The organism is Sediminibacterium goheungense (genome assembly GCF_004361915.1).
GTDB lineage: Bacteria > Bacteroidota > Bacteroidia > Chitinophagales > Chitinophagaceae > Sediminibacterium > Sediminibacterium goheungense.
In genome coordinates this window covers 1,305,086-1,318,984 of the sequence record NZ_SNWP01000010.1, presented here as the reverse complement: position 1 = coordinate 1,318,984, position 13,899 = coordinate 1,305,086, and the positions used below count along the sequence as shown (strand labels likewise).

The window sequence follows — 13,899 nt, the reverse complement described above, 5'->3', positions numbered from 1 at the left end:
ATTACACTTTACGTTTGCAGTATCAAAACAAGATTACCATGAAACAGATAAAATTATTCCCTCATAACTTTCAGCGTATCGGCTGGATTTTATTGATACCCTTTCTAACCCTTGGTATTGCAAATTTATTTTTTGAATACAATGCCCCATGGCTACAGTTTAAACTGATTAAAAGTAGTAGTCTGGAATTTTTCTCCAGTCATAATTTTACGGATGAACTGGCTGCTATCGGACTCATAGTGAGTCTTATTTTCATAGCTTTTTCCAAAGAAAAAATTGAGGATGAAGCCATTCAGTTTTTTCGTCTCGAAGCCTTACAATGGGCTGTGTATGCAAATTACTTAGTATTGATAATCAGTATTTTAAGTGTATATGGCAGTGCCTTTTTTCAGGTGCTAACCTATAATATGTTTACCGCCCTGGTTATATTTATTTTACGGTTCCGGTATATATTGTATCAGTATAATAAAGCCAGTATATGAAGAATAAGATCAAAGTGCAAAGGGCCATCCACAATCTTACACAGGATGATCTGGCCAAAAAAATAGCTGTAAGCCGCCAAACCATAAATACCATGGAATCGGGTAAATATGTGCCCTCAACCGTATTGGCACTTAAAATGGCCCGTCTTTTCGGCGTACCCGTAGAAGAAATTTTTGAACTGGAAGAAACAGATTAAAAAATTTATCTCGTTTTCCAACCTTTTAGTGTAACAGAACTCTTTAAATGGAGTTTAGTAAATAACCGCTTTCTCTCTTCTTGCATTGGAAGTAAATCTGAGGCAAAAGCGAGAGGGGGAAAAGTAATCTTATGCTTAACATCAGAAAATCGAAACCTCTCATGCTGTTGTTGTTGCTAACAACTGCTGCATTGATCGGTATCATTAGCTTATGTAAGCAGCCTTCCTGCACCGGAAAAAAAATAAGCCCGGAAACAGCCGGTTTTGAATGGATTGGTTTACCCAACGGTTTATACCTCTGCATTTAAAATAGGTTTCCCATTATTAATTGTAAAGAGAAATGCATCATCATGCGTAACAAAATTTTCATGCTTATACTAAGCATGTTTTTCACTGGTCTTGTTTCAGCACAGGTAAATAATTCAGGCACACTAAGCGGTAAACTTATCGATTCAGCCACTAAACAACCCATGAACCTGGCCACGGTTTCTGTTTTTAAAGCGGCAGATACGGTGCTGGTTACGTATAGATTAAGTATAGAATCAGGCGAATTCAAAGTAAGTGGTCTCCCGCTGGATATTGATCTTCGGATGATAGTATCTTATTCAGGATATGCAGTTACAAGGAAAGAGTTTAAACTTACGAAAGATACTCCACTCTTCGATGCAGGCACAATTATCATGACACCCAATCATGCCAATACACTCGAAGAAGTATTGGTATATGCAGAAAGGCCACCTGTGGTTGTAAAGAAAGATACCATTGAATTTAATGCCGCTTCTTTTAAAACACTTCCCTCCGCATTAGTAGAAGATTTGTTGAAAAAATTACCGGGAGTACAACTCGATGCAGATGGTAATATTACTGTGAATGGCAAAAAAGTAAACCGGATCATGGTAGATGGTAAAGACTTTTTTGGTGGTGACCCCAAAATGGCCACCAGAAATTTACCCGCTAACCTCATCGATAAAGTGCAGGTGTCGGACGATAAAGATGAGCTTGACCTGAATCCGGATAAAGCAAAAGCCGATGTTGGACAGGTGATCAATTTAAAATTGAAGAAAGCGATCAAACAAGGCTTGTTTGGTAAAGCCTATGCCGGTAAAGCAGATGCAAACCGTTATGAAGCTGGTGGTATTGTAAATATGTTCCGCGATACACTACAGGTAAGTGTATTGGGCTTCAGTAATAACCTGAATAAAGCGGGTTTTGGCTTTAATGATATACGCTCATTGGGTGGTTTCGATAGAAGCGGTATTAATTCCATCTCAATCAATGGCAATGGTGGATTGAACGTAAATGGTATATCATTCGGTGGTACCGGACAGGGTATACAACAATCTGCAGGTATCGGTTTTAACCTGAATAACGAATTTAAAAAAGGACTTACCCTCAATACGCAGTATTTCTATGGCAGAACCAGAAACGATATTACTGAATTGGAAAACCGACAACAGTTTCTGGGTGATACCATTTTAACCAGTCGCTCCAACAGATCGGAAGTACAATATGCAAAAAGCCATCGTTTGGGTTTTGGACTTCGCTGGAAAATCGATACTACTTCACGTATGGAGTTCAGACCAACCTTAACGGTAACGAATACCAATAGCGATCGCTTAACGAATATTACCACTAACAGCAGTGTTGATGGACCATTAAATGCAAGTAATAACCTACAGGCTGTAAAAGGGAAAGACCTGGGTTATGGCCATACACTGAGTTATTTTAAAAACTTTAAGAAAAAAGGGAGAAACTTAAATCTTTTCAATAATATCAGTCTCAATACAACCAATACGGATCAGTTTAACAATGTATTGAATACCTTCTTCCCTACAGGTAGCAATACCATTGATCAGTTGCGTGATCAGGAACGGGCTAATTTTTCAACCAGTACCAATATTAACTATGCAGAACCACTTAGCAAAGATCTTACCTGGCGCTTAGGTTATGCCATGACCTTTTTTGAAAATAAGGACGCGCTGGCTACCTATAATAAGGATGCGGGAAGTGGTAAATATGATCAGTTAAATACTATACTTACAAATCACCTGGAAAGAACGAGCTGGAGAAACAATATTTCCAGTGGCTTAAATTACCGATATAAGAAACTTAGTGTAACGGCTACCGTCAATTTTTTATGGCTCGACCTGAACAACCGTTATGTATCCATTGGCCAAAAACTTGATCAACATTTTAATTATATCATCCCAGGTGCCAATATCAGCTGGAAAGAATTCAACCTGAGTTATAATGCCAATGTGAACCCTCCGGGTATCAGTGATATACAACCGGTGGCTGATAATACCAATCCATTATACATTAATAAAGGCAATCCTGATCTGCAACCTGCGCTGTCTCATGGATTTAACCTGAATTTCTTCAAGAATGTTACCCAAAAGCAGCTATTTATCAGTGCCTATCTGGGAGGAAATATCAGCAACAATGGTGTGGTGAGAAGCAGAGAAATTGCAGCGAATGGCGTACAGACGACCATGCCGGTAAATGCAGATGGCATACATAATTTCTATACCAACTTTTATTTCAATAAACAATACAAAGTCAATCAAACATTCAGCTTTCAGGTAGGAACTGGATATAATCTTAACTATACCCGCAACTTCCTGATCATCAACTCAAAAAAGAGTTATGTGAAGAATATCGATTTTGGTCCCTTTGTACGGGGTGGCATCAACTGGAATGATAAAATTGAATGGAATATTTCCTATAACCGAGGGGTGAACAATGCCTATTATGAGAGCTCGAATTTTCGTGACCTGAAAGTAGAGCGTCAGAATATTAATACTGATCTTGTAATCAGAGTACCTAAGAAATTTGTCTGGGAAATGACACTCGATCACCGTTATAATTCTCAGACTGCACCTGGTGTTCAAAAAACAGTGGCTTTACTGAATGCCGGACTTACTTATCTGTTTATGAAAGATGATAAAGCACAGCTGAAGTTCTCAGTATCTGATTTATTGAATCAGAACAGATCGGTATTCCGTTTTTCAGCTGAAAACTATATAACAGACAGGCAGGTAAATATTCTTCAGCGCTATTTCATGCTCACCTTCACCTATAATATCAGAAGTTTTGGTGCTGCAGGCAAAGGAGCCGGAGGTAAGGTAGGAGGTAGACAAAGTCTGTTCTTCTTCTGATTTTTATACCCCTGCTCCGGACCAGGGGTATGCAATCAGTATTTTTCGATGACGCCCAATCCGAATAAAGCAAAATCATATTTCACAGGATCAGCAGGATCCAGTTCGCGCAGATAATTTGTTAATTCAATAGCGGCCAGCCAATCCATTTGTTTCCGATCCAATAATTGAAAACGTTTGGCAACCCTTGCTACATGTAAATCAATCGGGCAAATTAAATCGGCTGGTTTGATTTTTTTCCAGATGCCGAAATCAACACCTGCTTTATCTTTCCTTACCATCCATCGTAAAAACATATTCAACCTTTTACAGGATGAACCTTTATAAGGGGTGGCAATATGTTTTCTAGTACGGGAAGGGGTTTCGGGTAATGAGAAAAAATAATTATGAAAATAAGTGAGTCGGCTTTCCATATCAGTTGCTGAGGTAGGCATAAAAGCTTCTTCTAAAGAATGGTAGCTGCTATAATGTAATTTGAGAAAGGCAATAAAGTATAAAAGATCAGTTGCATTAAATGTTCTATGCTTGAAATGGAGCAATGATTTGAGATCATTGGTTGTATGTTGAAGACAGAAATCATAAGGAGCATTGCCCATCAGTTGCATTAACTCAAAAGACTTCTTAATAATAGTTGTACGGTTGCCCCAGGCAAAAATGGAAGCAAAAAAACCGGCAATTTCAATGTCCTGTTTTTTTGAAAAAAAATGTGGAACAATTATCGGATCGTCTTTAATAAAGGAAGGTTGATTGTATTGTATGACTTTCTTATCAAAAAAATCCTTTAAAGAAACTGTACTATTGATCATAATTATGATTAATCGGATGAGTATATGGCGTGTAGCTTATAGTTCATAGCATATAGCTTTAAATACTATAAACTATACGCCATAAGCTCATTTTATCTCCATCCATCCCCGTCTAATATATTGCCGATCCCTCCCAGGATACTGCCTTCTTCTTTTCTGTTATAAGTGCCATAAGCAAGTATACGGCCAGCCAAACGGCTGATGGGTAAAGTTTGTATCCAAACAATGCCAGGTCCGCGTAGGGTAGCAAAGAATAAACCCTCACCGCCAAAAATGGTATTCTTTATGCCACCAACAAACTGAATATCGTAATCAATGCCTGAAGTGAAGCCCACAATACAGCCGGTATCTACTTTCAGCAATTCGCCGGGTTGTAGTTGTTTTTGTACAACATGACCACAGGCATGAAGAAAACACATGCCATCTCCTTCCAGTTTTTCCATGATAAAACCTTCACCACCAAACAAACCGGTACCCAGTTTACGTTGAAATTCAAGACCCACACTAACGCCTTTAGCCGCACAGAGAAAAGCATCTTTCTGGCAAATGACTTTGTTTTGAAAACGGGAAAGATCGATGGGTATAATTTTACCTGGGTAAGGTGAAGCAAAGCTTACCGTTTTGAGGCCGCCAGTAATATTGGTGAAAGCGGTCATAAACAGGTTTTCACCCACCAGAACACGCTTACCTGCATTGAGTAGTTTGCCTAATAGGCCACCTTGCTGTTTACTCCCATCACCAAAGAGGGTTTCCATCTGGATACCGTCTTCCATCATCATAAAAGCGCCCGGTTCTGCAATCGCGGTTTCATTCGGATCAAGCTCAATCTCAACATATTGCATTTCCTCCCCGTAAATCTTATAATCTATTTCATGGTTTTGTTTCATGAGTTCTTTTTTAATATAAGTAGTTAATTTGAAATAATTATTACAGTAATCTGTGAATCTGTGGCGAAAAATCAGCCACAGATTCACAGATTATAATATGATTCGTTTGTATTGCAATGATTTTTCATGGAAGTTTCACAACAACCCTACTTTCAACTTCGGCACTGCAAGATAATTTAATACTTGTGCCAGATGCTGCTCAATTTTCCCGGATTTTGATTTGATTTCTAAAATAATACAGTTATCAATAACAAAATCGGCAAAAAATTTATGTGGTAAAATGATGTTTTTATAGGTAACTGAATATTCTTTTTCTCTTTCATATGTGATACCCTGATTTCTCAATTCGTATTCAAAAGCGTCTTTATAAACAATTTCTAAAAAACCTTTGCCAAGAAGTCTGTGAATCTCCATGCCAATGCCAATTAACTGATCGCTCAATGATTGCGAAGGATAATCTATTTGGTTGTACTTGTTCATATTCGTTGTATTACCACAGAATACACAGGGGTACACAGATGTATTTGAAAAGTGCTTAGTATTTCCGGTAAAAAAAGCCGCCCCTGAGAACAGGGGCGGCGTGGATTATTACCAAAAACCAACTGTAAACTATGTTTAGAACCAGCTGCCTGTAAACGCCTGGTTCACGGTTGATACATTCTTCAAACGTTTCTCACGTTTTTTCCTTGCTATCCTGTTTCTGATCAAAGTAGCTACCATCAATAAGAGGAAGATGATCGTTAACGGTGGAATACCCATAAAACTGATCCACTTACCGCCAAACATTCTACGCATAGGTCTGCGTAAACGCTCAGCAATCAGGTACATCGCCGGTACAATAATCAGTGTCATAAAGAAGGCGAAGGCAAGACCAAAAATAATGGTCCAGCTTAATGGCTTCCAGAATACTACGTTATCACCACCAAAGAATATTCTTGGATTCAATTCAGAGAACAGGGTAATAAAGTTGATATTGAAACCAACTGCAATTGGAATGAAAGCCAGTATCGCAGCAAGAGCGGTTAGCAGTACCGGTATGATACGTGTTTTACCTGCTTCTATCACGGCTTCTTTTGTTTTCATGCCTCTTGCTCTCAGTTCATCCGCAAATTCAATTACAAGGATACCATTCTTCACCACAATACCAGCCAGACCTACAATCCCGAGCCCGGTCATTAGCACCGATACTTCCATACCTGTAATACTGAATCCAAGGAATACACCAATCACACTAAAGATGATTTCCGTTAAAATAATAACCGGTTTACTTACACTGTTAAACTGTAGTACCAGGATCAGTAAAATCAAACCTAATGCAATCAACAATGCTTTGAAAAGGAATGCGCCAGTTTCTGCCTGTTGCTCACCTTCACCTGTTTGTTTAATCGTTACGCCATCAGGTAAACCTTTGAAGTCAGCAATATGCTTGGTGAGTTCAGCGTTTACAGCTGTCGCATTATAACCTTCTGTAGTTAAAACATTGGAGCGTAGTGTAATCAATCGTTTCTGATTTTTTCTTTTTACACTACCCAATGTGCTGGTTGGTTCAACTTTTACCAATGCACTGATCGGTATATGTTTTACGGCACCACCGGCAGCCATATCACGGAAAGAGATACGCATATTCAACAGATCTGTTAAACTCTTACGTTGTAATTCGAGGTTACGCAACTGAATTTTATATTCTTCTTTTCCTTCTTTCACTTTCGATACTTCACGACCAAATAAAGCAGTGCGTATTTCCATACCGATCTGTGCAGTAGATACACCTTCAATAAGCGCTCTTTGTCTGTCTACCACCAATGTGATTTCCGGATTTTTCAGGTCAACATCCATTTTCAACTCTTCTACACCCGGAACCTGAATGGAATCAAGGTAATTTTTGAGTGAGGTAGCACCTTTAATCATGGCGTCAAAATCTTCACTGGCAATTTCAATATTGATAGGAGGATCTGTGGGAGGCCCACCATTTTCCTGGTCAACACTGATCTCTGCACCGGGGATACCTTTCATGTAAGCACGTATCTGATCCAGATAAGGTCTGGTGGAAACGCCGTGTCTTTTTTCAAATTCTACAAAAGATACCTGTATCCTTCCTAATTCGCTTCTTGTACTTCTGTCGCCCGATGTAGGGTCACTAGCACCCACAGCTACGTTACTGATGATACTTTCAACGATTGGATTCTTTTTACCATTTTCAGTACCCAATACTTTGTTTACACGACCTTCCAGTATTCTGGTTATAGAGTCTGTAAACTTCACATCTGTACCAACGGGTAATTTGAGGTACACAAAAATCTGGTTAGGATCTCCTTTCGGAAAGAAAGTAACCGGAATACGTCCGCTTCCAACCGATCCTACAAATATGAATAACGATATAAAGAATAAAGCAATGGTACCCAACAATAAATGTACAGGTCTCCAGCCATTCAATGCCCAGCGTAAAAGACTTTCATAATGACTCATGATCCAGGGTAAAGCCTTATTCTGGAAATTATGAATGGCATCATCTAAAACGTAGCGGTTAAATACCACCAGTATCATAAAGAACAGGAGAAGGTTGCCCCAGAAAGTAGCGCCCATTACATCAAGCAGGATACCGAGTACAATCGCTATCCAGAAACCTTTCTTTTTAAAGATAGCACTCTTCGCTTCTTTCTCTTCACCCTCAGGATGATTCATAAAGTCTACGGCAAAAATCGGGTTCATGATAAAAGCTACCACCAACGATGCTGCCAATGTGAATATGAGCATTGTAGGGAGGTACACCATGAATTTACCAATGATACCTGGCCAGAACAGCAGTGGGAAGAATGGTGCCAGCGTGGTAAGCGTACCTGCCAATACCGGAATAAATACCTCACCGGCAGCAATCCTTGCAGAGAATGCTGTGCTAAGTTTTCCTTTCCCTTCAATAAATATCCTGTGGGTATTTTCAATTACCACAATAGCATCATCTACTATAATACCCAATCCGAATAAAAGGGCGAAAAGAACGATGAAGTTGAGTGTTACGTGTGTTCCTACAATCAGGTCTGCACCCGGTAAGAATACAAAAGCAACGAACATACTCAATGGTACTGATAGTGCCACAAAGAAAGCATTCACTACACCCATGAAGAACATCAGTACAATCAATACCAACACGAAGCCAATAACAATAGAGTTAACAAGGTCGTTAAAAGAGGTTCTTGTCTGAATACTCTGATCGCCCGTTATGACCACTTTCATATCCGTAGGATAGATTACACTCTTACCTTCTTCTACAATTTTCTTTACACCATCGCTGGTTTCAATCAGGTTTTCTCCGCTTCTTTTAATGATGTTCAGGGTAACTACATTTTTACCATCCAGACGGGCATAACTGTCTTTTTCTTTAATGGTATCAATCACATGCGCAATATCTTTCAGATAGATAGGGGCGCCATTGCTGTTTCTTACGATGATCTGCTGGATATCAAATGCTGTTTTGAGCTGACCTTTTAGCTGCAGGTTACGTCTCATAGTACCCACTTCCAGCAAGCCTCCTGAGATATCTACGTTTTCACGCTGAACAGCTGCACTGATATCATCAAATGTTACACCAGCGCTTTGCATGCGGTAATTATCGATATTAATCTGAAATTCTCTTTCAGGCGCACCTACAACATCAACACGGTTGATCTGTGGTAAGTCTTCCAGTTTATCTTTCAGGTCATCAGCATATTTTTTCAATCGCGGGAGATCGTAGTCGCCACTCAGGTTTACATACATGATCGGCTGTTCGCTAAAGCTTACTTCCAGAACCGTTGGTTCCTGCGTAAGGTCGTTAGGCAAATCCTGTTTAGCCTTGTCTACCGCATCTTTTACTTTTTGTAATGCAATATCTGTTTTTACATCTGTATCAAATTCCACCATAATCGCAGAGAAATCCTGCTGAGAAGTACTGGTGAATTTTTTAATCTTGGCACCGGTAATACCCTTAATCTGTTTTTCAATGGGTCTTGTTACCAGGTTTTCAATATCCTTCGGAGAGTTACCTACGTATACGGTTTGTACATAAATAGTAGGGATGACAATATCCGGGAACTGTTCTTTGGGTAAAGTAACGAACTGGAATATACCGGCGAGACTCACAAACAACATCATCAGGTAGATGGATGTTTTGTTTTTGATACTCCAGGTAGTAGGTCCGAATTCCTTGAACTTACCTTTTATATTTTCTAAAGCACTCATACAATTAGTTTAATTGATCTTGAATCTTGCATTCAGAGTCATTTGACCTCTGATGCTTTATGCTTACTTACTGCTGGTTGTAATGGTTTGGCCATCATACAAACTCTGGTAACCTTCTACGATTACGAGGTCGCCTGCCTGTAACCCGGTTTTAATTTCCAGTTTATCACCATAGAACTCACCCGCAGTTACCATTTTCTTTCTTGCTACCAGTTTACCGCCTTCTTTAGAAGCTACCATCACGTATTTTCCCTTTTCATCGTTCTGTAAAGTATTGATGGGTACAATAATGGCATTGGTCAGCGTATAGTCCTGAATTTGTACCATTGCAATCTGGTTGGGTCTGAAGTCTTTGTCGTTAGGAAGTTTAGCTTCAATGAAAAAACTACGACTGATTGGATTGATAATTTTACCTGAAACGGATACGGCAGTTTCAACAGATTTATTAATATCTGGCAAAGTAATTTTCAGTTTAGAACCCTTACCAACTCTGTCAAGATAGTTCTCTGGAACTTCTGTGGTAACTTTCAGGTTACTGGTATTTACGATCTTAATCTGGCCGGCACCTGCAAATAATTCGCCAATACGAATATTTACATCTTCCGCTACACCATCCACATCGCTGTATACTGAAGTAAATAGCAGTTGCTCTCTGGAAATTTTCACTTGTTCCTCAGCACTTTTTAACTGACTCTCTAAAGTTTCTACATTATTTTTTGCGGTAATCAGCTGTACCTCGGTACCAATATTCTGATCCCAGAGATTTTTTTGTTTCTGGTATAATGTTTTCGCAAATGAAAGCTGAGTTTTTAATGTTTCAAGTCCTTTTTCTGCAGCGAGAACACTCTGGCGCTGTAAGGCATCATCTAATTTCAGTACCAGCTGACCTTTCTTTACAACATCACCTCTTTTAATGTAGACAGCTTTTACTTGTCCGCCACCACCACGTGGGGTAACATAGGAAATGTTTTCTGATTCAATCTTACCCTGTAAATCAATATAATGAGTAAAGGTTTCAGGTGCTATTGCTGTAAAAGCCACAAGTTTGGCATTTTCAGGCTTAGCAAAAGCCGGATCAAGTTTGGCGATAGCAGCTTCCAGTTTTTTAATCTCCGCTTCTATACCTTCTTTTTGTTTTTTAAGTTCTGTGAGCTTTGCTTTTTGTTCTGCGGCTGCACCAGTACCCTCGCTTCCACCACAGGAGGCGAGAAAAACTGCTGAGGTCAGCACTACGATAGAGAATATTTTTTGCATATACTTAGGTTTATTGGTCATTATAATTTTCCGATAGCTTTTAAATAATCAACCCTGGCAATAATAGCGCTGTACAGGGCACTGATATAATTGGTTTGTGCGGTTACCAGATCTGTTTGTGCTGCAGTGATCTCTGTATTGGAACCGGTACCTACCTCATATTTCTTTTTGGTCTGGTTATAAACATTTTCAGCCAACTGCATATTTTTCTTTTGGAAATTCATGGTAGCAATGGCTGTTTTGAAATTTGCCCTCGACTGGGCAACCTCATTATCAATGGAGAGTTTAAGATTGTCTAACTGATTTTCAGTTTGCTTTAACTCAAAGCGCGCTTTTTTGATGCGTGCATCTTTTGCAAAACCATCAAATATGGGAACTGCAATGTTTAATCCGATAAATGAGGTGGTGAACCAGTCGCCTTTACCAAAGAAGTCGAACTTATTACGTTGCGCATTCTTGGTATAAGAACCTGAAAGTGATACAGTAGGCAGGTAGCTTAACTGATAACGTTTGATGTTAAACTCATTTAATTTCTTTCCCAGACTGAGGTACTGAAAATCTTTTCTGTCTGCATAGTTGTAGGCAGTGTCCAGGGTAAAATCTTGACTGATCTGATCCTCACTCAACTTATCTGTTAATATCAAAGTATCAGTAACAGGCATGCCTAGTAAAGTCTTTAAGCCCATATAACCCAGGTCAATGCTGTTTAATGCTTTCAGTTTTTCTGTCTGAAGATTTGCCACCTGAACGGAAATTTTATCCAGATCAAGTTTCTCTGCAAAGCCGTTTTTATACAGCTCTTTGGTATCATGTTCCAGTTTACTGAGGCGGTTGATGTTTGCATCCAGTAAATCGATCTGTGTTTTACTTACCACCAACTGGTAATAGATTTTGTGGATGTTTGTTTTGATCATCTCTTCCGTTACTTCTTTATTTTTGGTTTGAAAGTCGATCGAAGTTTTACGTGCCTGTAAGCCAATAAATACCTGACCATCAAACAATAACTGCTGGAGTTGTATGGTAGCATAAGCATTGTATTTTACACCAAAACGAACCGGTATAAAAGTGCCGGGCGCACTACCAAAAAACTCGCCGGGTAATAAGGAAACCGGAAGTTGCAAATAATCATTACCAGATAAATTACCACTAACAGTAGGTAATGCAGCCGAGGTAATGTCTCGGTTGGTTTGCTGTTGTACCTGAATATTCAACAAGGCATTTTTAACCTGCACATTGTTTTTATAGGCATATTCCACAGATTGCTGAATGGAAAATTCATGTCTTGCAGAATTCTGAGCGTAGGTAATTGTACTAATTGCCAGCCCCAACAGTAAAACCATGCTTTGAATCTTTCTTTTACTCATAGGTTTACTTTTTTAGTCTTTGTTGCTTATATTTCTGAATCAATTTTTGTCCCTTTGAAGTTGCCAGCCCATACAGAAAATTATCTGTGATCTCTGTAATTACCTGCCCTGGGCTGAACTTGGTGATCGGAAAATTTAATGTGTCGAACATTAAAAACATAGTCACCAATCTGAAACGTGTTAATAATTCAATATTGATATCTTCCCGGTAAAGCCCTTCTTTGATACCCCATTCCAGATTGGTTCTGATGATTTCAAGAAAGAATTTATTCTTGTGTTCCAGAAACTGTTTATAGGCTTTTGGATGGTATTTTTCCAGATCGAACATCAGCGATGGATTCATATGCTTCAACATCTCCTGAACCATATCTAATGCGAGGAAGATTTCATGGATTGCGTTTTCACTCTGGTCGCGAGTGCATACACAATCTTTCTTACTTCGTTGAATTTCAATATCAATAGCGCCTTCTACCAATGCATCTTTATCGGTATAAAACTGATAAATTGTTTTCTTACTCATGCCCAGGTGATTGGCAATCTCATCCATACTCACGCTGCGCAGGCCATAGCGCATGAATAATTCATGTGCTTTGGTAAGTATTCGTTCTTGTGTTTCCATACGCTTAATTCGGGCGCAAAACTATGGAAACTTTAATCGTTACCAAAGTTTCCATGTTTTTTTTGGATTAAATCTTCGTTAAGCGGCGTATAAAAAGGATGAATGAAATACTTATAATTGTTAGTTTTTTCTCACTGCTTAGTCATAAAAAGGTTCGATTGTCTTTTTCTTAGTTACTTTACATTGAAATTCAAACAGATGGGCCAAACCGAGATGAAAGCCACGATGCGCAGCTACCTGAAGAAGCTATTACAGTATTTCTTTCAGGGGGTCATTGTGCTGGCACCTATTGGTATCACACTTTGGGTAGTGATCGGTTTATTCAGGTGGATCGATGGTTTTCTGCCCAATATCATTTACAATTTATTCCCCGATCTGCTTGAAAAAGATGCTGCCGGAAACCTGAAAAGCCTGCCGGGATTGGGTTTTGTAGTTGTGATTGCGTTGGTATTAGTGGTAGGCTGGATTTCTTCGCTCTTTGTGGTGGGCAGATTGGTTACATTACTGGATACCGTACTGGAAAAAACGCCAGGCATCAAGTTTATTTACTCATCCGTAAAGGATTTTCTTGAAGCTTTTGCGGGAAATAAAAAGAAATTTGATAAACCGGTTCTTGTAAATGTTGATGCTGTTGATGTGTGGCGTATTGGTTTTATTACACAGCTTTCTTCAGAAGAGTTTGGTATGAAAGATCACGTAACGGTTTATGTACCACATTCCTATGCCATTTCAGGTATTACCTATATAGTTCCCAAAGATCGCATCAAACCTCTGAAAGATGTAAGTGCAGTAGATGCTATGAAATACACAGTATCAGGCGGTGTTACAGATGTACATGAATAGCTTATGGCATATGGTTCATGGCTTATAGCCGATAACTATTAATCATGGATCAGGGCCATAAACTATTAGCCATG

The 13,899-nt window shown here is 39.1% G+C and carries 12 protein-coding genes; 5 read left to right on the top strand and 7 right to left on the bottom strand.

Annotation, left to right across the window (positions count from 1 at the left end; translation table 11 throughout):
- Positions 1 to 38: 38 nt before the first annotated feature.
- From BC659_RS05545 to BC659_RS05535, 4 genes are all read left to right on the top strand, one after another.
- Positions 39 to 482: a hypothetical protein gene (locus BC659_RS05545; protein WP_133473673.1), complete on the top strand. Its 444-nt coding sequence runs from the start codon at positions 39 to 41 to the stop codon at positions 480 to 482.
- Complete coding sequence (locus BC659_RS05540) at positions 479 to 679, top strand: helix-turn-helix transcriptional regulator (RefSeq protein WP_133473672.1); 201 nt, start codon at positions 479 to 481, stop codon at positions 677 to 679. Before BC659_RS05545 ends, BC659_RS05540 begins: the two co-directional genes overlap by 4 nt.
- 131 nt (positions 680 to 810) lie before the next feature.
- Positions 811 to 987, top strand: a complete 177-nt coding sequence (locus tag BC659_RS16820) for a hypothetical protein (RefSeq protein WP_162847358.1) — start codon at positions 811 to 813, stop codon at positions 985 to 987.
- Between the two features lie 42 nt (positions 988 to 1,029).
- Entirely contained in the window at positions 1,030 to 3,837 is a 2,808-nt protein-coding gene (locus tag BC659_RS05535) for an outer membrane beta-barrel protein (RefSeq protein WP_133473671.1), read from the top strand.
- Positions 3,838 to 3,872: 35 nt separating this feature from the next.
- On the opposite strand, the gene BC659_RS05530 is transcribed toward BC659_RS05535, so the two are convergent.
- From BC659_RS05530 to BC659_RS05500, 7 genes are all read right to left on the bottom strand, one after another.
- Positions 3,873 to 4,643: a TIGR02757 family protein gene (locus BC659_RS05530; protein WP_133473670.1), complete on the bottom strand. Its 771-nt coding sequence runs from the start codon at positions 4,641 to 4,643 to the stop codon at positions 3,873 to 3,875.
- Positions 4,644 to 4,735: 92 nt separating this feature from the next.
- Positions 4,736 to 5,530: a TIGR00266 family protein gene (locus BC659_RS05525; protein ID WP_133473669.1), complete on the bottom strand. Its 795-nt coding sequence runs from the start codon at positions 5,528 to 5,530 to the stop codon at positions 4,736 to 4,738.
- 135 nt (positions 5,531 to 5,665) lie between these two features.
- Positions 5,666 to 6,010 carry a GxxExxY protein gene (locus BC659_RS05520; RefSeq protein WP_133473668.1) on the bottom strand — a complete coding sequence of 115 codons (345 nt, stop codon included), beginning with the start codon at positions 6,008 to 6,010 and terminating at the stop codon, positions 5,666 to 5,668.
- Between the two features lie 135 nt (positions 6,011 to 6,145).
- Positions 6,146 to 9,745: an efflux RND transporter permease subunit gene (locus BC659_RS05515; RefSeq protein ID WP_133473667.1), complete on the bottom strand. Its 3,600-nt coding sequence runs from the start codon at positions 9,743 to 9,745 to the stop codon at positions 6,146 to 6,148.
- Positions 9,746 to 9,808: 63 nt separating this feature from the next.
- On the bottom strand, positions 9,809 to 10,999 hold the full coding sequence (locus BC659_RS05510) for an efflux RND transporter periplasmic adaptor subunit (RefSeq protein WP_133473666.1): 1,191 nt from the start codon (positions 10,997 to 10,999) through the stop codon (positions 9,809 to 9,811).
- A 20-nt stretch (positions 11,000 to 11,019) separates the two neighbouring features.
- The gene (locus BC659_RS05505) at positions 11,020 to 12,363 is read right to left on the bottom strand and encodes a TolC family protein (protein ID WP_133473665.1); all 1,344 of its coding nucleotides are present in this window, start codon (positions 12,361 to 12,363) and stop codon (positions 11,020 to 11,022) included.
- A gap of 4 nt (positions 12,364 to 12,367) precedes the next feature.
- Entirely contained in the window at positions 12,368 to 12,982 is a 615-nt protein-coding gene (locus tag BC659_RS05500; protein WP_133473664.1) for a TetR/AcrR family transcriptional regulator, read from the bottom strand.
- 198 nt (positions 12,983 to 13,180) lie between these two features.
- On the opposite strand from BC659_RS05500, the gene BC659_RS05495 reads away from it, so the two are divergent.
- The gene (locus BC659_RS05495) at positions 13,181 to 13,825 is read left to right on the top strand and encodes a DUF502 domain-containing protein (protein ID WP_133473663.1); all 645 of its coding nucleotides are present in this window, start codon (positions 13,181 to 13,183) and stop codon (positions 13,823 to 13,825) included.
- The last annotated feature ends 74 nt before the right edge of the window (positions 13,826 to 13,899 follow it).

Excerpts from the sequence above, each read along its gene's own strand:
- BC659_RS05545 (WP_133473673.1), top strand. The coding sequence starts at position 39 with ATGAAACAGATAAAATTATTCCCTCATAACTTTCAGCGTATCGGCTGG.
- BC659_RS05540 (WP_133473672.1), top strand. The coding sequence starts at position 479 with ATGAAGAATAAGATCAAAGTGCAAAGGGCCATCCACAATCTTACACAG.
- BC659_RS16820 (WP_162847358.1), top strand. The coding sequence starts at position 811 with ATGCTTAACATCAGAAAATCGAAACCTCTCATGCTGTTGTTGTTGCTA.
- BC659_RS05535 (WP_133473671.1), top strand. The coding sequence starts at position 1,030 with ATGCGTAACAAAATTTTCATGCTTATACTAAGCATGTTTTTCACTGGT.
- BC659_RS05530 (WP_133473670.1), bottom strand. The coding sequence starts at position 4,643 with ATGATCAATAGTACAGTTTCTTTAAAGGATTTTTTTGATAAGAAAGTC.
- BC659_RS05525 (WP_133473669.1), bottom strand. The coding sequence starts at position 5,530 with ATGAAACAAAACCATGAAATAGATTATAAGATTTACGGGGAGGAAATG.
- BC659_RS05520 (WP_133473668.1), bottom strand. The coding sequence starts at position 6,010 with ATGAACAAGTACAACCAAATAGATTATCCTTCGCAATCATTGAGCGAT.
- BC659_RS05515 (WP_133473667.1), bottom strand. The coding sequence starts at position 9,745 with ATGAGTGCTTTAGAAAATATAAAAGGTAAGTTCAAGGAATTCGGACCT.
- BC659_RS05510 (WP_133473666.1), bottom strand. The coding sequence starts at position 10,999 with ATGCAAAAAATATTCTCTATCGTAGTGCTGACCTCAGCAGTTTTTCTC.
- BC659_RS05505 (WP_133473665.1), bottom strand. The coding sequence starts at position 12,363 with ATGAGTAAAAGAAAGATTCAAAGCATGGTTTTACTGTTGGGGCTGGCA.
- BC659_RS05500 (WP_133473664.1), bottom strand. The coding sequence starts at position 12,982 with ATGGAAACACAAGAACGAATACTTACCAAAGCACATGAATTATTCATG.
- BC659_RS05495 (WP_133473663.1), top strand. The coding sequence starts at position 13,181 with ATGGGCCAAACCGAGATGAAAGCCACGATGCGCAGCTACCTGAAGAAG.